At 61.1% G+C, this 18437-nt stretch carries 6 protein-coding genes; 1 reads left to right on the forward strand and 5 read right to left on the reverse strand.

The window, feature by feature from the left end; all coding sequences use genetic code 11:
• Positions 1-105: 105 nt before the first annotated feature.
• From ACVOMB_RS02765 to ACVOMB_RS02780, 4 genes are all read right to left on the reverse strand, one after another.
• Positions 106-798, reverse strand: a complete 693-nt coding sequence (locus ACVOMB_RS02765; protein WP_481529764.1) for a hypothetical protein — start codon at positions 796-798, stop codon at positions 106-108.
• Positions 788-13747 carry a hemagglutinin repeat-containing protein gene (locus tag ACVOMB_RS02770; RefSeq protein WP_481529765.1) on the reverse strand — a complete coding sequence of 4320 codons (12960 nt, stop codon included), beginning with the start codon at positions 13745-13747 and terminating at the stop codon, positions 788-790. The genes ACVOMB_RS02765 and ACVOMB_RS02770 overlap by 11 nt, the downstream gene beginning before the upstream one ends.
• A gap of 103 nt (positions 13748-13850) precedes the next feature.
• Complete coding sequence (locus ACVOMB_RS02775) at positions 13851-15569, reverse strand: ShlB/FhaC/HecB family hemolysin secretion/activation protein (protein ID WP_481529830.1); 1719 nt, start codon at positions 15567-15569, stop codon at positions 13851-13853.
• A 349-nt stretch (positions 15570-15918) separates the two neighbouring features.
• Complete coding sequence (locus tag ACVOMB_RS02780) at positions 15919-16473, reverse strand: single-stranded DNA-binding protein (protein WP_481529766.1); 555 nt, start codon at positions 16471-16473, stop codon at positions 15919-15921.
• Positions 16474-16760: 287 nt separating this feature from the next.
• On the opposite strand from ACVOMB_RS02780, the gene ACVOMB_RS02785 reads away from it, so the two are divergent.
• Positions 16761-17792: a LacI family DNA-binding transcriptional regulator gene (locus ACVOMB_RS02785; RefSeq protein ID WP_481529831.1), complete on the forward strand. Its 1032-nt coding sequence runs from the start codon at positions 16761-16763 to the stop codon at positions 17790-17792.
• A gap of 32 nt (positions 17793-17824) precedes the next feature.
• Here ACVOMB_RS02785 and ACVOMB_RS02790 read toward each other — a convergent pair whose 3' ends face one another.
• On the reverse strand, positions 17825-18205 hold the full coding sequence (locus tag ACVOMB_RS02790; protein WP_481529767.1) for an SseB family protein: 381 nt from the start codon (positions 18203-18205) through the stop codon (positions 17825-17827).
• Positions 18206-18437: the final 232 nt, after the last annotated feature.

An 18437-nucleotide genomic window follows, 5' to 3' on the forward strand; every position in this document is an offset into this window, starting at 1 on the left:
TATGAACCTGACACCATTTCTCAGGCACCGCTCCTGACGCTCCGACTACCCAAAAACATCAACGGTTAAGTAAACCTTACACCGCCATTCCTAACTCCTAACCCCTCATCCATACAGTGCAGCCCGAAGCTTGTACTGAACGAGCTTGTCGCCTTTACAAGAAAATACATCTTGATTAACGTCAATCCTCACACAACCCGCGTCGAAACTATCAACACTCCATCCCGCCGCCAAAAGACGATCAAACCCACCATAAAATCCTACCAAGCCGAGGAAATCATCGGTTAACCACATGGTGCTTCCGACGGCCTCAACATAGCCCTCCTTAATTACCCGCCTCCCGGGATTATCTCGTATATCAACAACCATCTTAGCCAAAGGAGGAGGCAAACCATTTGACACCAATTTCAAATCTGAAATATCAAACCCACCATCAGCAATAATATTAACGTCAAGAACATTACTCCAGTAGTCAAAATCCCTATCAACTCTTCGTGCATATAAGAACTCAGGAAAGCTCATGGCCAACCTCACCCACGCATCCCACGCCTGCCCGCTGCCAATCACCTGTATAAAAGAGTGATTTCCAGGAATTGACCCAAACTGAACTTCTGCCCCGTTCAAACTAAGGCAGACAGGCAGAGATCGTCTGGACCTGAGATCGTCTAGCGTCATTTGAATATTGCGATCCTTCAAGTCGAAATTCAAAGACCCTTCGAGGATACCCACCAAATATGACACCGAATGAAGATCTTGAAAATTCGATTTGAATACAGCCTCGAATACTTCACCGCCCATCGAAATCTCCAATATTAACGATAATGCCACGATCAGAACCAAACTTAACCAAACTCTGCGCCAAGGCCGCCCCACCTGGCTGGGTACGAATATCCAAAATCATAATCGCCTTGCGCCCATCAACAGTAGCCGTAGCTTGAGACAGTTCTTGAATATGATTTCGCATATCATAGACCCAAGATGACCCTCTCGTATCAATAGTCTTCAGACTAACAAGATTATCGCCCTTCTGAAAGTCAATCAGAGGGAACTTACCACGCTGCGACTGCCCAATATTGTACCAATCCTTGTAATCAGTTTTGGACAGAATCGACTCGATTGTGGACCCGCGAAGAGTCGGACTCAACTTCCAAAGTTCATCAATATTCTTTACGGGATGGTCTATCAGACCATCCCCTATGATTGCATCTGGGTGCAAATGCGGCGGCGTCTCTCCTTTCGGCCCTACGGGCGTGACATCAGCTTTAGATAGTCCTGAAATCAAACCATCGCTAGCAACACCAATTGCAACTCCAACTACAATCTCCGCGCCTTCACGCGTAGTCAGCGTGAACTTGTTATCAATACTTGCACTCAAATTTGCCGCAGGAAGGGGACTTTTCAAATAGTCCACCGTCGAAGTAGCGAGGTTTTTGACACCAAGTATTGCACCACCAGCCATGTCTTTTAGAACCAGGAAACCAGGCCTTGAAAAGAATCCAACGTAATCATTTGCGCTTCCGAGGATACTGCGCATTACATAGCCCGCACCACGTGCTGGCTCGTATCCGGTGAAAACAGCAGATCCTTCAGTCTCACCGGAGCCATTCCAGTATATGGCTGACAGCTCCGCGGCCTTACTCATGTATTCTTCTTTTGAGTACCACGCGCCTCCCAGTTGCTCCGCCGCCAGCTCCTGCTCTACTCGCTCTTGGTAGGCCCTCCAGTTCTCCTGCTGGCTCACATCCAACGCATCAGTCTTGGCAATCACCGCATCCTTGCAGGCTCTCACATTTCCGCCGGCGACCTCACAGCCAGCCAACTCCAAATTCGCATCAGCAGTTTGCTTATGTGACAGCCAATTGTTTGCCACCTCGTTCAATCCAGCCGCGCCACCAGCAGTACCACCCGCAGCAGCACCCACCGCTGTTGAAGCTACCCCTGTCAGCACATCAGCCAGCGGCCCGGTCACCCCGGCTTCGCGCAGTGCGTCGGCCACCTTTGGCGCGGTCAACGTACCGGCGGCTGCACCTGCCGCACCACCAACACCGCCGGTTAGGCCGCCAATCACGGTATGTGCGAGCACACGCAAACTTCCGCTTTCGCCCCACTGACTATTCAGCTGGTCGGCCAAGGCATTCAACGCATCCCTCTCAGCGGGGTCTGTCGCATCTGCAGCCTTCTTACGGCTCTCCGCGGCAAGCTCCATCTGCTTTTCTGCATAGTCACCAACAGCCTTACTAGCCTGCTGCCCAAACATCGCCGTGATCTGCGCCTGCGCTTCAACCTGCTGCTGCAGCTTCTGACCATCCCAGGCCTTGGCCAGGCCATTGGCGTCATCACCAGTGAGCACATCACGATTCAGCGCGGCGAGCGCTTGTTCTGCGCTCTTGCCGGTCAGCGCCTGCTGGCCTGACTGATCGGTAATGACCACTGTGCCGCCACTGATGCCGCTGCTTGTCGTCGAGTTCTCCGTGCCCTTCTCACTGCCGTAGCCAGCGGATGCGCCTTGCGCACCGGTGTTGAAGTTCTGCCACGACCAGTTGCTGCCGTTGTTTGTGGTGCTCGGGCTGCCTTCGGTTGCGCCGCCTTCGCCTGCCGCGCTGTAACCGCCAGACAGGCTGACGCCCTTGGCATTGTACTGGCTGTGGTTTTCAAGGTTGGACGTGGTCAGCGTGCCGGTCTGCAGTCGATTCACGCCTGCATCCACGGCTTCCTGCGTGCTGGCGATCACCGCGCCCTTCAGTTCGGTATTGCCCGCAACGGTGATATCGAACCCGCCTGCACCAGCCTGGATGCCACTCTGCTCGGTAACGCTGGCGTAATCGCCATCGACCTTGCTGCTGCTGTAGCTGGCGCTGCCACTGAACCCCGCGCCTACCGTGACGCTGGCCCCCATGCTCTTGTTCTTGCTGTCATAGGTGCTGGTGTCCTGCAGGCTCTCGATGTTCAGATCGCCACCGACATTGGCCACCACTTTATCTGCCGACAGCTGCGCACCCTTCAGGGTGGTGTCTCCGCCGCTGATGACCGTGGCAGCGTTTCCTGCGGTTACATGCGTATTGCGCTGGGTGACATCCTTGCCGTCAGCGTTGCCTCGGGAAACACTTGCACTGGCGGTGATACCGAAGGCAGCGCCATCGCTGCCGTAACTCGCTGCCACGCCAATCGCGCCACTGCTGCTCTTGCTGCTGCTGTGCTGCTCGGCGGTACTCTGGGCTGCCTCAAGTGTGACATTGTTATCCGCAGCGAGCAGCACATCCTTGCCTGCCGTAATGTCACTGCCACGAATCAGAATGTTGCTGTCTTCACCACCGCCGGTTGCGATGAGGCTGACGTCACCGCCTGCCTGCAGGCTGGAGCCCTTGGCCTGGCTGTTGCTCTGCGTGCTCTGGCTCGAGCTCTTGCTGGCTCCGATGGTGGCAGAGATGCTGACGTTTGCACCCTTGGCCATGTCTGCCGGGTTACCACTGGCAAGGCCATCCGCCAGCTGATTCATCGCACCGGCCGAGTTGTAGGCGTTGAGCGCTGCCGTTCCTGCTGCCAACGCTTGCATGCGACCATCGCCGCCGGATTGCTTTGCGGCCTTGCTCAGGTCATTGGCTGTCTCCAGCAAGCTCAGGGCCGGGGCGCTGACTGCCACCGTCAAACCTGCCTGCTTGAAGCGGGTCTGTTGCTCTGCGGTGCTGGTGTCGTGCACCTCGGTAATGGAGATCGATTTGGCCTTGCCCGTGATATCCCCCTGAAGGGCAATCACGTCACTGCCTTCGATCTTCAGTGCATTGCCGGCCACCAAGGTCACGTCACCACCCAGGCTACCTACGGTGCTGCCGGTATGGCTGACACCGGTGATGTCGGCCTCGGTATCCGTGCGTTGCTTACCGACAGTGAACCCGATGCCACCGCTGCCAAACAAGCCCGACTTGGTTACGGTTTTGTCGTGCGTCTCACTTGAGGTGCTTTGCGCAGTACCAAGCGTGAGGTCACGTCCTGCCGCTAAGATCACATCACCCGTACCCGCAATCTGCGCCCCTTGCGAGGTCAGGTCACGGCCGGCCGTCACGGTGACGGTCTCGCCGCTCAGCGTGGTGGTAACGGCGATGCTGTCATGCCACTCATCATGCGTGGTGGTGGTTTTGGTCTTGAGGAAGCCCTTCTTCTTGCGCTGCTCGTCGATGCTCAGGTCGTGCTGCTCCTGCGCAGCAGTCAGATTGACGTCACGACCAGCAGAAACACCGATGCCGCCTTCATCGCTGGCGACCGTGGCCGCTTGCAAGGTGACATCACGCCCAGCCTGCAGCGCAATATCGCTGCCCGCGGTGATCTGCGTGCCCTGCACGGTTTCGTCGCTGGCCGACACTGCGCGCGAGGTTTTCTTGCCCGCATAGCTGCTATCGGAAGTACTCACATCCACCGCAACACTGCTGTTGATATCTCGCCCAGCCTGCACCGCAATCGCATTGCCGGCGTTGATATTGGCAGCAGCAAGATTGACGTCGTTGCCGGCCTGCAGCACCACGTTGCCCGCACCGTTCACGGTGCTGCTGACGTGGGTGGTCTGGCTGTTACGCACATAGTTGCGGCTGTCGGTGGTGAGGTCCAGGCTCTGCTTCTGGGCGATGGTTTCCAGATTGAGGTTGCCACCGGCAGCCAATACGGTGGCTCCCTTCACGCCGGCATTTATCACCTGCGCGCCGGTCAGGGTGACGTCGCCACCGGCATTTACGGTGAGCGCACCCAAGCCGCCCGGACTGGTGACATACAGCCCAGCCACACGATCAATGCTGGTGTTGCTTTGCGCGTGCGTGCCGCTGTTCTCCCAGCTGCGCGTGGTGCTGGCGACGGTGATGTTGCCGCCTGCCTTGACGCTGAGCGCATCGGCAGCGGTTACCTTGCTGCCGATGATGTCGATGTCCTGCTTGGCCTGCAGCCCCACCTGCTGGCCGCTGATGTTGGCGCCGGCAAGATTACGGATGTTGCCGGCGTCAATGGACACCACTTGCCGCCCGGCGACATTACCTTGATTGACGAAGTCACCGCGCAGCTTGAGGTCGACGTTGGCGCCGGCCAACAGCGCGCCGTTGTTGTCCAGATCACCCGGCTGCACGCGCAGGAACACCTGCGGCACCAGTGCGGTGGTAGTGGAGCCGTCAGCCAGGGTGATGGTCTGCTCCACCAGCCAGACAATGTCGCTGGTCAGCTGCGCCATCTGCTCGGCGGTCAGCGCAATACCCGGACGCAGGCCCCACTTGCTGGCCACGGTTGCGCCTGCTTCCAGCAGGGCGCGGTATTGATCCTCGTCACTGGCGTAGCCATCGAGGAAACGACGGCCGGTGAGCTCGCCAATCTGCTCGCGCACCAGCTTTTGCTCGTAGAAGCCGTCGCCCAAGCGCTTCTGCACGTTGACCGGGTCAAAACCCATCTGCGTCAGCAAGTAGTCCGAGCTCAGCCAGTTGCGGTAGTCGGCAAAGCGCGGATCGGTTTCCACCAAGTGCTGGCCGCGATTGGCGTCCACCTTGAACAGGCTGGCGCTGGGTGCGGTGTTGTCCAGCGTTCCGGCAATAATCAATGTCGGATCGTCGCCGTTAGCTTTTACCGCTGTGGCGCCTGCCACCGCAGTAGCACCACCACCGACGCTGGCACCGCCCTGCCCGCCCTGTTGGGTAGCACTCGGCGCATCAGATGCTGCCTGCGCGGCGATCTTGCCAAGCAGATCTTGCAAACGACCAGTACCAGCGCCGCCGCTATCAGCACTGTCCGCTACCGTCTGCGGGCCGTTCCCGGCGGCAACAGCAGCGCTCTGGCCGTTGCTTGTGCCCGGTCCTTGTACCTGACCAGCACCAGGGCCGAGGTTGCCACCGGCCGGCCCTGCAGTGTTTACGTCACCGAAGTCGAGGCCGTCCTGCACATTGGGCGGGTTACGCCCGTCATTGAGGTTGCTCAGGTCACCCACATCCACCGTCAAAGTGCCGCCTGCGGTGATCTGGCCACCCAGCTGACCGGTCTTCTCGGAGATGTCCGGGTTGGTCCAGTTGTGGCGGGCACCACCAAAGGTAACCGACACATTCTGGAACGAATGCGTGCGATACAACTGCAACGCAATGTTGTCTACGCTGGACTCAGCCTTGTTCAAGCCGACGATGGCCAGATTGCCGCCAGCGGCGATACGCGCGTACTTGTTGGTCAGCGCATCGGTATCTATACGCATGTTGCCACCGGCATGGATGATGGCATCGGGGCCGGCCGACTGCAGTACATCCTCCACCACGGTGTGGGTTGCCAGCCGGTACCGCTCGTTTCCGTTGAGGCTGGTACTGGAATACCGGTTGGGGTAGATCAGTGTGCTGTCCGGGTCCGTATACGCATGCCATGCCGTCAGCTGCACGCAGTTGGTTGTGCAGGTGCCATAGGCATTGTTGTAGCTGAGGTTGTCACTGACATAGCTGAAGGCAGGGGAACCCGGCTCGGTATGAGTAAGTTCGACGAACGGATCATCAGCACCACCGGCTACCTGGTCCGGATTGCTCTGGCCGTCCTGACGCCCTGAGTAATAAATGGTCATGGTGCCGTCGGCCAGGTTGATGCGCGAGCGCTCACCTTTGGCTCCATACAACGCGCCGCGACCGAAAAAATAGGCCGTGGTCTGCGGGGTCACCCGGATCACCGCCTTGTGTACCACCTGCCCATCCGGAGTGATGTAAGGCGCGTCCTCCAGAATGTCATCCGGGCTCAGATAGTAGATTTCATGTGCCTGGTAGTTGGACGAATTACGGATGTTGTTGGTGTTGTTGCTACCGTTGTTCCACCAACCCGGCTGATTCAACTGGGTGGTACTGGAACTGGATTCCTGCGTGACCACCACGTTCTCACGGATGTTGTTCACCGCCAGTGCGGCGATGTCCAGATTGCCGGAGATCTCGATGGTGGAACCGAGGTTGTCGATCTTCTGTGCGGCGCCGGTAGCGAACCGATTGGCATCCAATGCACCCCCAATAGCCGCGTCGCCGTCGCTGAAGATCAGGCTTTGTCCGGTATTGCTGAGCACGCCCTGTACACCCAGGTCCAAGCGCTCGCGCGCGGCGATGGTGCCTGCAGCGGTGATGCCGTTGAGCGTCTCGGCGCGGTTATTCAAGCTGCCTGTGTTGATTGCGATATGGTCGCCGTAGATACGGCCACTGCCTACGTTGTCCAGCTGACCTGCCTGCAGATGGCTCACCACGCCGTTCAACAAACCGCGGTTCACCAAGGCACCGTCGGCGACCAGATGGGTGATACCGGCGCTGCTGATCTCTGCATTGGCCGCGTTGTTGATGCTGTTGGCGTGCACTTCCACGCCGCCACCTTGCAGCTTGCCCTGGTTGTCCAGCGCGCCTTGGGTGTTGAGGGTCAACTTGCCGTTGGCTGCTACCTCGTCGGTGTTGGTGAAGCCTTCCACCAGATTCAAGGTAGCATCGCCTTGCGACAGCACCTTGCCATCACCGGACAGATGACGGGCATCCAGCTGCAGATTGCCGCCGGACACCAGCCTACCGCCGGTATTCAGTACGGCATCGGCACGCACCTCCAGGTCTTTGCCCGTGGATATCTGGCCGGCGCTGTTGTTCAACTGACCGCTCAGCTGCAGACGCGCGTCGTTGTCGGCGATCAGCTGGCCCTGGCGGTTGTCCAAGCTCTGTGCGGTGAGCTGCAGGTTTCCACCTTGCAGACCCAAGTTGGCGCCCGTCGCGGTGTTGCGGTTGTCCACCGTGGTGGCAGTTAGCTGAAGGGTGCCACCGGCTGCGACCAGACCCGTGTTGTTGTTCAGGGCGCCTTGCAGTGCGAGGCTGGCGTCGCCACCGGCTTTCACCTCGCCACCGCTGTTGGCAAGTGTCTGGCCCTGGATGACCAGGCCGGCAGCGCTTACCAGTGAGCAGCCGCTGGTGTTGTCGATATCGGTGGCACGCAGCTGTGCGGCCCCTTGCGAGAACACCGTACCGGCGCGGTTGTCCAGCTTGCCGCTGTTGATATCGAGCGTACCGACGCTGACGATGCCGCCAGCGCTGCCGGAATTGACATTGCTGAGCTGCTGCCCAGCGGTGTTGATGTTCAGCGCGGCTGCGGACTGGATAAGACCAGCACTGTTGTCCAGCGCGCCGCTGCGGATATCCAACGCGCCGGTCAGGCTGGCAAGCGTACCGTCGCGGTTATCCAGGGCATTTCCGCGGGTATCGATGTTGACACTGTTGCCCAGCACGGTACCGTCGCCATTGCGCAGGCCATTGCTGGTCAACTGCAGGGCGGCACCGGCCTGGATCAGGCCGTTAGTGTTGTCGATGGCGTTGTTGGTGGTCAGGGTCAACGCATCGCCAGCAGCGATGCTGCCGCCCGCGTTAGCCAGCGCGGCGGCGCTGATGCTCGCATCACCGCCACTGGAGACCGTGCCCTTGCCGCTATTGTCGAGCAGGCCATCAACGTCGAGGGTCAGCTGCGAATCGCCTGCTGCATGCAGGGTGCCACTGCGGTTATCCACGCTGCCTGCGTCGATGCGGGTGTCACCAGCGGCAAGAATGTTGCCTTCGCGGTTGTCCAGCACACCGCTTACATCCAGGCGACTGCTGCCGGCACCGGCGGCCTGCAGATTGCCCTTGTTGTTGATGAAGGCCGCTGCGGTCACATCGAAGCTGCCATTACTGCCGATGCTGCCGCCGCTGTTGTCCAGACGGTTGCCTACCTGCAGGCGCAGCGCCTCGGTACCGGTTGCCGACAGCTGACCACCGGCATTGTTCAAATCGGTGGTGGTGATGTTGATGCGCTGGGCTGAGGTGGTGCCCTTGCTCAGATCGGTCTGCTGGCCGGTGATGTTCAGCGCACCATTGCCCAGCAGTGTTCCACCTTGGCCATTCAAGGTGCCCGCATCGATGCTGAGCGTACCGGCGCCCGCATGCTGCACGGTGCCACCTGCATTGCCCAGCGTAGCGGCCTTCAACGACAGGTCACCGTTGCTGGCGATGGTGCCGCCGCTGCCATTGTCCAGCGTGCCCTGCACGGTGACGCTGTTGGGCTGCTGACCGGTGCCGAGCACGGTACCGCCGCGGTTGTCGAAGCCTGCAGCGTTCACCGTCAGCTGCTTGGCATTGAGGGTGGCGTTGCGGTGATCTACCTGCGCTGCGGTCAGCTGCAGTGCGCCGGCACTGGCAATGGTGCCGCGCTGGCCGTCGAGCTGGCCGGTCTGCAGGATCAATGCTTCTTCACCTGCGTGGCTGATGGTGCCGTCTTCGTTGACCAGGCTGCCCGATGTCAACGTCAACGAAGACGCATTGCTGGCGATGGTGCCAGCGCTGTTGTCCAGCGCCCCATCCACTCGCAGATAGCTGTCGCCGGTGCCTGCGGCACTGACGGTGCCGCCACGGTTGGAGACACTGCCAGCATCCAGCGCCAATGCACCGTTGGCAGCAATGGTGCCGCGATCGTTGTTCAGGGCATTACGCACCTGCAACTGCAAAGCGTCCTTGCCGGTAGAGACCAAGGTGCCGCCGGCCGTGGTCAGGCTGCCTGCGTTCACCTGCAGGCGCTTGGCCTGGGTAGTGGCGCCCTGCAGGTCGAGCGTTTCGCCCCGCAGCGCGAGATCGCCGTTACCGATGATCTTGCCGCCTGCACCATGCAGCGTGTTCACAGCGATATCCAGCGTGCCGGCACCAGCGTGCTCGATGGTACCGGTCTGGTTATCGAGGATGTCCGCTGCCAGGCTCAGGTCGCCACCGGCAGCAACGCGGCCGCCGTTGCTGTTGTCCAGCCGCCCGTCTACCGCCAGTTGCAGACTGGCCTCATCGGCGGTCAACAGCGTGCCGCCAGCGTTGTTCATCTGACCGGCGGTTACGCTCAGGTCACCATTGCTGGACAGTGCGCCGCCGCTGTTGTCGAGCAGCTGACCAACCGTCACCGTGCTTGCGCCGCTACCTGCGGCAATCAACTTGCCTTGGTTGTTGAGGAACTGGTTCGCGGCCAGATCGATGGCGCCATTGCTGCCGATGCTGCCACCGCTGTTGTCCAAGCGGTTGCCAACCTGCAGGTGCAACGCATCGTTGCCAGTGGCGGAAAGCTGACCACCGGCGTTGCTCAAATCGGTGGTGGTGATAGCGATGCGCTGGGCCGAGGTGATGCCCTTGCTCAGGTCGACCTGCTGACCAGTGATGTTCAGCGCACCGTTGCCCAGCAATGTTCCGCCCTGACCATTCAAGGTGACGGCTTGGATGCTTAGCGTACCGGTACCCGCGTGCTGCACGGTGCCGCCAGCATTGCCAAGCGTGGCGGCCTTCAGCGACAGATCACCGTTACTGGCGATGGTGCCGCCGCTGCCGTTGTCCAATGTGCCCTGCACATTGATGCTGCTGGCCTGCTGCGCGGTTGCGACCACGGTGCCGCCACGGTTGTCGAAATCCTTCGCGCCAAGGCTGAGCTGCGCGGCACTGAGCGTGGCGTCACGGTGGTCTACCTTGCCGGCATCCAACGTCAACGCCGCGGCGCTTGCGATGGTGCCGCGCTGGCCATCCAACTGACCAGTGCGCAGGATCAATGCCCCGTCACCGGCATGGCTGATGGTGCCATCCTGGTTGACCAGGCTGCCCGATGCCAGCGTCAACGACGCCGCGTTGCTGGCGATGGTGCCGTCGCTGTTGTCCAGCTCACCATCCACCTGCAGATAGCTGTCATCGCTACCAGCTGCGCTGAGCGTGCCGCCGCGATTGGAGACACTGCCGGCATCCAGCGCCAAAGCGCCATTGGCGGCGATGGTGCCGCGATCATTGTTCAGCGCATTACGCAGCTGCAACTGCAGTGCGTCCTTGCCAGTGGAGACCAAGCTGCCGCCGGCCGTGTTGAGGCTGCCGGCCGTCACCTGCAGGCGCTTGGCCTGGGTGGTGCCGCCCTGCAGGTCGAGCGATTCGCCTTGCAACGCGAGGTCGCCATTGCCGATGATTTTGCCGCCTGCACCCTGCAGTGTGTTGACGGTGATATCCAGCGTGCCGTCACCTGCGTGCTCGACCGTACCACCTTGGTTGTCGAGGCTGTCCGCTGCCAGGCTCAGGTCGCCACCGGCGGCTACGCGGCCACCGTTGCTGTTGTCCAGCGCGCCATCCACCTTCAACAACAGATCGGTGTTTTCCGCGGCCAGCACGGTGCCGCCAGCATTGTTCATCTGCCCCGCCTGCACGCGCAGGTCGCCATCGCTGGAAATGGCACCGCCACCATTGTCCAGCTGCCCACTGACCTGCAGCGCAGTCGCCGCGCTGCCTGCGGCGATCAACTTGCCCTGCTTGTTCAGCAGATTGCCGGCGACCAGATCGATGGCGCCGTTGCTACCGATGCTGCCAGCGCTGTTGTCCAAGCGATTACCGACCTGAAGCTGCAGCGCGTCGGTGCCACTTGCCGAAATCTGACCACCGGCATTGTTCAGATCGGTGGTGCTGATGTTGATGCGCTGGGCCGTGGTGATGCCTTTGCTCAGGTCGGTCTGCTGGCCGCTGATGTTCAACGCACCGTTGCCGAGCAATGTTCCGCCCTGCCCGTTCAAGGTGCCTGCCTCGATGCTGAGCGTGCCGCTGCCCGCATGCTGCACGATGCCCCCGGCATTGCCCAGCGTGGCAGCTTTCAATGCCAGGTCGCCATTGCTGGCGATGGTGCCCGCATCGCCGTTATCCAGCGTGCCCTGCACAGTGATGCGGTTGGCCTGCTGGCCGGTAGCCACCACGGTGCCGCCACGGTTGTCGAAGTTCGTTGCATCCACGCTCAGCTGCTGTGCCTGCAGCACGGCATCACGATGGTCTACGTTTGTGGCGCTCAGGCTCAGCGCCCCGGCGGTTGTGATGTCTCCGCCCCGGCCATCGAATGCAGCCGTGCGCAGGGTCAAGCCTTGGCTGCCCGCGTGGCTGATGCTGCCGTCCTTGTTCACCAAGTTGCCGAACACCAAGCTCAGCGCCTGTGCGTTGCTATGCAAGGTGCCGCCGCTGTTGTCCACCAAGCCGCGAACTGTCCAGGTCGCGGCCTGCGAAGCAGCCTGCTCGATGCTGCCCCCGTGGTTGAGCAGGGACTGCGCGGTCAGCGCAAACGTGCTTGAAACACTCCACAAACCCTTGCTGTTGTCGATATTGGCCACATCCACGGCAGCCTTGCCTTGCACCCGCAACGTACCTGCCACGTTGCGCAGATCGCCACCACTGACCTGCAGCGCATCAACGCCCAACTTGCCGCCACTGTTGTCCAACCCCGACGTTGCCGTCAGCTGCAAGCTACCCAAGGCGTCAATGCGACCAGCGTCGTTGTTCAACGATTGGGCGATATTGAGCGCGCCAGCAGCCAAAGGCGTGACCCCGTTGCCGTTGCTACCGGTACCGCCGTTGCTGCCTTCCGTGCCGCCGTTTCCATTTCCGTTTTCAGTGCTACCGCCGGTGCCGCCACCAGTATTGCCACCAGTACCAGTACCGCCGCCAACATCTGCAATCTCAACGCTACCGATCTGTCCATCCGCGCGGTTGCTGACGCTACCGGCTGTGATCAACAGCGACTGTGCACCTGTCTGCTCGATGCCGCCGCCTTGGTTTCGCAGAAATTGCGCGTTGACGTCGACCCGACGGGCGTTGACGGTGCCACCGCTATTGTCCAACTCCGCAGCAGCGGTGAGTTTGGCTTCATTGGCAGCGCTGATGGTGCCACTGTTGCTGATGCCTGCATTGCTGACTACACGTGCATTGTCCTGCGAATGCAGCGTACCGCTGTTCTCAAGGCGGCCCTCGGCGGTGACCACCAGCTCACCCGCTTGAGCACCGATCTTGCCGGCATTGCGCATTCCAACGCCGTGCTCGTTGCCGACCAGCCAGATCTTGTTAGCGTACATGCCGCCCAACGCGCTTACGTCCAATGCGAACATCGGCGCGCCATCAGTTGTCGCCTGTGCGCTGACCTGAGTGTGATCGGCGCTGACCACGTTGCTGCCCAGGCTGGCCTGCAACTGCTTGGCCCAGATGCTCGCATTGACTTCCAACGAGCGGCTGATGATGTCGGTGTAGTCGGTGTCGCTGGCATCAAGGCCTGCGCCGCTGATGCGCACCGCTCCACCATCCACGCGATAGCCATCCAGTACACCGCCGTTGACGATGGCGGTACCCGTGGTCAAGGTGACGCGGCTGGCATTGAGGAAACCGCCGCCGTCTACCGAAATACCGGCCGGGTTGGCAATCACCACCTGCGCGCGGTCACCAGCAACTTCCACGTAGCCACGCAGCTGGCTGGGGTTGGCGCTGTTGACCTCGTTGAGGATGACCCGCGCCGTACCCTTGGCCAACCACGGATTGCCCTGCACCCAGCCACCAAGCTGGGTCTGCACATTGCCGCGCGAGTTGTTGAGGATGGCGCCGTCGCTGCCTACGTCGAATTGGCTATAGGTGTTACGCGATACACCGGCCGCACTTGGCGTGGTGATGTTCACCTGCGGCGTACCATTTGCCGACGTAACCACCGTTGGACGCTGCCGTTCCGGCGCGCTCGGGTCGGCGACGATCCGGCCGGCATGCGCGGTAGGCGCCTGCTGCGCCGTTACTGGCAGCACCAGCCCCACCCAACCCATCGCCAACCACAAGCCGAAACTCACCGGATGCAATGCCGCCGTGGACAGGCCGGTGCCGTTGCTACGGCCACCCTGCGCCGCCTTTACCAGCTCCGATGCTACCTGCCACACACCCAGGGTACGGTTATAGACCAGACGGTAGATACGATTCATGGCATTGCTTCCTTTCTATCCTTGGATTTTTGATATGCCGCCTTCCCTGTAGGCATGAAGACGGCAGGTTCCATATGCTTGCGGCCGGTGCGGCCGCCGGGTATCAGAACGAGGCGCTCAGGCTGAAGCCGAACGTCGTATATGCAGTTGGGAAACCAGCGGGCTTGTGCAGTGGACTGCCGACAAAGAAGTCCCATTGCGCGTGCGCGACGCCGCCGCGCAGGCCGATTGCCGCGCCAGCCAGGTAGTCACCCATCTGCCAGCGTGCGGATGGGCCGCCAACATGGCCATAATCCGCGCCCACATAAGCCTCCTGGCCGCCACCGAGTGCAAAGCCCAGCTCGTTGCGCAGCAGCCAACCGCGCTCGCCGGTCAACGACATTTCGCCGTCAAAGCCGCGCACGGTGTAGCGGCCACCAATGGAAAAGCGGTCCTGCGGCACCAGCAGGGAGCGATTCCACTGCGCGCGCCAGTTGCTGGTGTAGCGCACCGGCTGCTTGCCCAGTTTGAAGGGAACCATCAACTGCGCATCGGCGGTGATCACGCGACCGCGCGACGTGCCTTCACCGAAGGCTTCTTCTGGTGCAGGCAGCGCATCGAATGCAGCAGTACCGCGGCGATAGGCGACACCCGCATCCAATGTGCTGTTACCAAAGAAGTGCTTGTGCGCCAGCCCAAGCTCCCAGCCCGCCATCCGCCGACGCTGCACTTCGATCTCGGTGTCGTCGATGAAATTGCTCGAGTCGCGGTACCAGGCACGAACATAGCCACTGGTCTTGAAGCTGGCATTGCGGAACAGCATGCGCGTCAGCCGAGCTTCCGCATTGCGACTGGCGCCGCTGTAAACGTATGTTTCGTAAGCGCCGGCAACCGATTGGCTGTAGTCGTATTTGCTGGCATTGATGCCCAGCAGCCACCTGCCGACCGGAACGCTGTAATGCGCCGCCCAGCTGTCGGTGTCGCGCCCACTGCCATTGAACACCGATTTGCCGAGGTTCAAATAGAACAGGTCATTCAAGCCCGCTAGATTGTCCAATGACACGGTGGCACCAGCCTGCAGCTTGCCGGTGGACTGGCTGCCGGAATCGTCCAAGGTCAGGTTTGTCCGCACCTTGGAGCGTTGCTTCCAGCTGATCAGCAGATCACTCTCACCCGGCTTGGCAGCGGCGCCCTCGGCTGGCGGGGCCACTTGAATGTCCACCGTCGCCGTAGGTACACGCTGGAAGTTCTCCAGCGCCTGCTCGATGTCGCGCAGGTTCAATAGATCGCCCGGCCCGGCCGGCATCGCGTTCCACAATGCCGGATGCGGCTGGGTGTCGTCGGCAAAACGAATGGCATGGATCCGGCCGGGCACAACCGTCAATACCAGCGTGCCAGTTTTCAGATCCTGCGGCGCAGCGAGAATGCGGGTGGTGACATAGCCGCGCGCGATGATCGCGTTCTGCACGCGCTTCATCACGATATCCACGCCGGCCGTGCCCAGACAGCGCCCGGTAGCAGGATCGTCCTTGGGATCGGCGGCTTTCAGCGCCCAGCGGAAATGCTGCGCGTCCTCGCCTTCCAAGGAGATGTGATTGATGACGAAGCACGGCGCTTCATCTACAGGCAGTCGTCCAACCATTTCTTCCGGCGTAGGCTGCAAGCGCGCATCTGGCTGCGCCTCTTGCTGCTCGCGCAGCACGCGCTCGCGCTCCTGCTGCCGCAGTAGTTCCTGTGCATTTACATCAGCTGTCTGCGCCTGCACTGCCCCAGTACCCAACAATGCAGCACATGCAACCGCCAACACACGCCCACGTGTAATACACGCGCCACGCACCCGCATTCCATTGCTTGCCATAACAACCACTGTCCTTGAACAACCGCAGCATCGCGCTGCACGGAATGGCTGGGGCCCGCGCACCATTCCGAGAAACATCGGCCCTGCAGTCGAGACCGGCAAACTCCCGTTCTCTGCGACTGCATCTGCCCCCTGTAAGCAAAGCCTTCGGTGCTGAGTTTAGCAAAACATCAGATCCTGCCACTTCACAAATAAGCGCAGCTACTTTTCAGACCAGTGCCAATTGACATGAAGTCATAACTAACAAAGCAGTACTGTCGAACTGTGCCCTCTTGAACACAAAAAAGGCCATGCAATGCATGGCCTTTGAAAAAACGAACGCGTAGAACAACGATCAGAACGGGATGTCGTCGTCCGCGAAGTCGTCCATCGGCGGAGCCGACTGCTGCTGCGGCGGTGCCTGGCGCTGCTGCTGGCGCTGACCGCCGCCGTAGCCACCGCCGCCGCCCTGATCCTGGTTGCCATAACCGCCCTGGCCGCCACCCTGCTGCTGACGCGGGGCCGACTGGCGCTGCGGACGATCGCCGCCCATGCCACCGCCACCGCCACCTTCACCACGGCCGCCGAGCATCTGCATTTCGTTGGCGACGATATCAGTGGTGTACTTTTCCACACCGTCCTGGCCGGTGTACTTGTCGTAGCGCAGTTCGCCTTCAACATAGACCGAGCTGCCCTTGCGCAGGTATTCACCAGCGATCTCGCCGAGCTTGCCGAAGAACACCACACGGTGCCACTCGGTACGCTCCTGCTGATTGCCGTCCTTGTCCTTGCGCACGCTGGTGGTGGCCAGACTGATACGGGTGATCGCCATGCCGGCCTGGGTGTACTTGGTGTCCGGGTCGTTGCCGAGATTGCCGACGAGGATGACTTTATTGATGCCGCGGGCCATAGGTTCCTACTCTTCCGTTGGGGTCCACCCGCCGGATGCGGGCAATAGCCGACGTATTATATCTGTCCGGCGACAGATAGCAGCCAATCCTTGCAACCCTTGCGGCGTAAGGCTTGTGCTGGCCCCGCCGTTGATCCGGGCGGCTGCGGGGGCGCTCCGAGCCCGGCTTTGGCCGCACGCCTGCCAGCCCAGGGAAGGCCTGCCGTACAGGGGATCCCAGACTTGGCGTGCCCGGTTCCGACGGCCGCATGGCATGATGCCAGACGTCGTTCAGATTGCTGGTCAAGATGGTCATCAAGGGCAAAGCCACCTCATTGGATATCGCGCACATGGCCGGTGTCTCGCAGCCGACGGTGTCGCGTGCGCTGCGTGGCAGCCCGATGGTCAATGCCGAAACCCGCCAGCGCATCCTCGACATCGCCCGCCAGCTGAACTACAAGGTTGACAAGAACGCCTCCAGCCTGCGCTGCCAGCAGTCCGGCACGCTGGCGCTGCTGTTCTTCGAGGACCCGACCAATGATGACTCGCTGATCAACCCCTTCTTCCACTCAATGTTGGGCTCGATCACCCGCGCCTGTGCCCTGAAGGGGCTGGATCTGCTGGTCTCCTTCCAACAGCTGTCCAGCGACTGGCATGCCGACTTCGAGGACAGCAACAAGGCCGACGGCATCATCCTGCTCGGCTACGGCGACTACCACGAGTCGGTAGAGCGACTGCAACGGCTGGTTGAGCAAGGCACCCATTTCGTGCGCTGGGGCGCGGCCTTGCCGGGCCAGCCCGGCGTGTCGATTGGCAGCGACAACTTCCAGGGTGGCTTTGATATCAGCGCGCATCTGCTGGACCAAGGTTATCAGCGCATCGCTTTCCTCGGCCATGCTTCCAGCCACTACCCCGAGTTTGAAGAGCGCTACCGCGGCCATGTCGAAGCCTTGGCCGCACGCGGTTTGAAGGCAGATCCGACGCTGCAGCACGACGCCATCACCACCGAGGACTCCGGCCACGCTGCCTGCATTGCCCTGCTCGACAGCGGCAAGAACTTCGATGCGATCTGCGCGGCCAGCGACCTGATCGCGATTGGTGCCTTGCGTGCCCTGCGCGAGCGCGGCGTGCGCGTGCCGCAGGACATCGCGGTTACCGGCTTCGACGATATTCCGCTAGCGGCATCGGTATCACCGCCCCTGACCACGGTGCAGCAGGACACCAAGCAGGCAGGTCAGCTGTTGGTCGACAAGCTGCTGAGCCTGATTGCCGGCGAGCCCGTGGAAGGCCTCACCATTCCGGTGAAGCTGGTGGTGCGGGAATCATCGCTTGGCGTGTGACTCGCACAGCAAGTACTGCCGCATGCCGTGACTCAGCTGAAATCCTTCAGGATTTCGCCCACGCCTGAGGGTGAGACTTCGAAGCCCAGTGGCGTGCCGGGATTGATCACCACGCCGTAGCCACCGGGCACCCGGCGCAGTACTTCCAGCATCAGCATGCGGATGTTGTGCGGTGCCTGCTGCTGGTGGAAGCCGACCCGCGCCATATCGGTGAATACCGCTACGTGCAGCACGCCCTGCTTGTCGAACAGCAGCGGGTCGAAGCCACTGCCATCGGCCGTGACCAGACTGCCGGTGAGCAGCACCACTTCGGAGGCGACGAAGGCCTGCATGAAGGCGCGGATCGGCAGTTTGCCGTCCATTGCGGTCTGCAACAGGGTTTCGATGGGGGTTTGCGGGGGAAGCTGGTTCATGCGGTGCCGCCGGGAATGCCTGGGGGCGGATTGTAGCGGGTGGGGCTTGTGGAGTCGCAGTGGCAGGAGCTGGGGCGGAAGCGAGAGCTACCCCTCCCCGGCCCTCCCCTTGCCTGCGGCAAAGGGAGGGAGACAGGCAAAGCCTTGCGCACGGCGCGATCCGCCCCCTCCCTTTTGCGCAGCAAAGGGGAGGGTTGGGGAGGGGTGCTTTTGGCGCGGTGTTTGATTGCCA

The organism is Stenotrophomonas sp. STEN018, assembly GCF_056760235.1.

What these genes read in the sequence shown, in the direction of transcription:
- ACVOMB_RS02785 (WP_481529831.1), top strand. Translation starts at nt 16,761, where the DNA reads ATGGTCATCAAGGGCAAAGCCACCTCATTGGATATCGCGCACATGGCC.
- ACVOMB_RS02775 (WP_481529830.1), bottom strand. Translation starts at nt 15,569, where the DNA reads ATGCGGGTGCGTGGCGCGTGTATTACACGTGGGCGTGTGTTGGCGGTT.
- ACVOMB_RS02780 (WP_481529766.1), bottom strand. Translation starts at nt 16,473, where the DNA reads ATGGCCCGCGGCATCAATAAAGTCATCCTCGTCGGCAATCTCGGCAAC.
- ACVOMB_RS02765 (WP_481529764.1), bottom strand. Translation starts at nt 798, where the DNA reads ATGGGCGGTGAAGTATTCGAGGCTGTATTCAAATCGAATTTTCAAGAT.
- ACVOMB_RS02770 (WP_481529765.1), bottom strand. Translation starts at nt 13,747, where the DNA reads ATGAATCGTATCTACCGTCTGGTCTATAACCGTACCCTGGGTGTGTGG.
- ACVOMB_RS02790 (WP_481529767.1), bottom strand. Translation starts at nt 18,205, where the DNA reads ATGAACCAGCTTCCCCCGCAAACCCCCATCGAAACCCTGTTGCAGACC.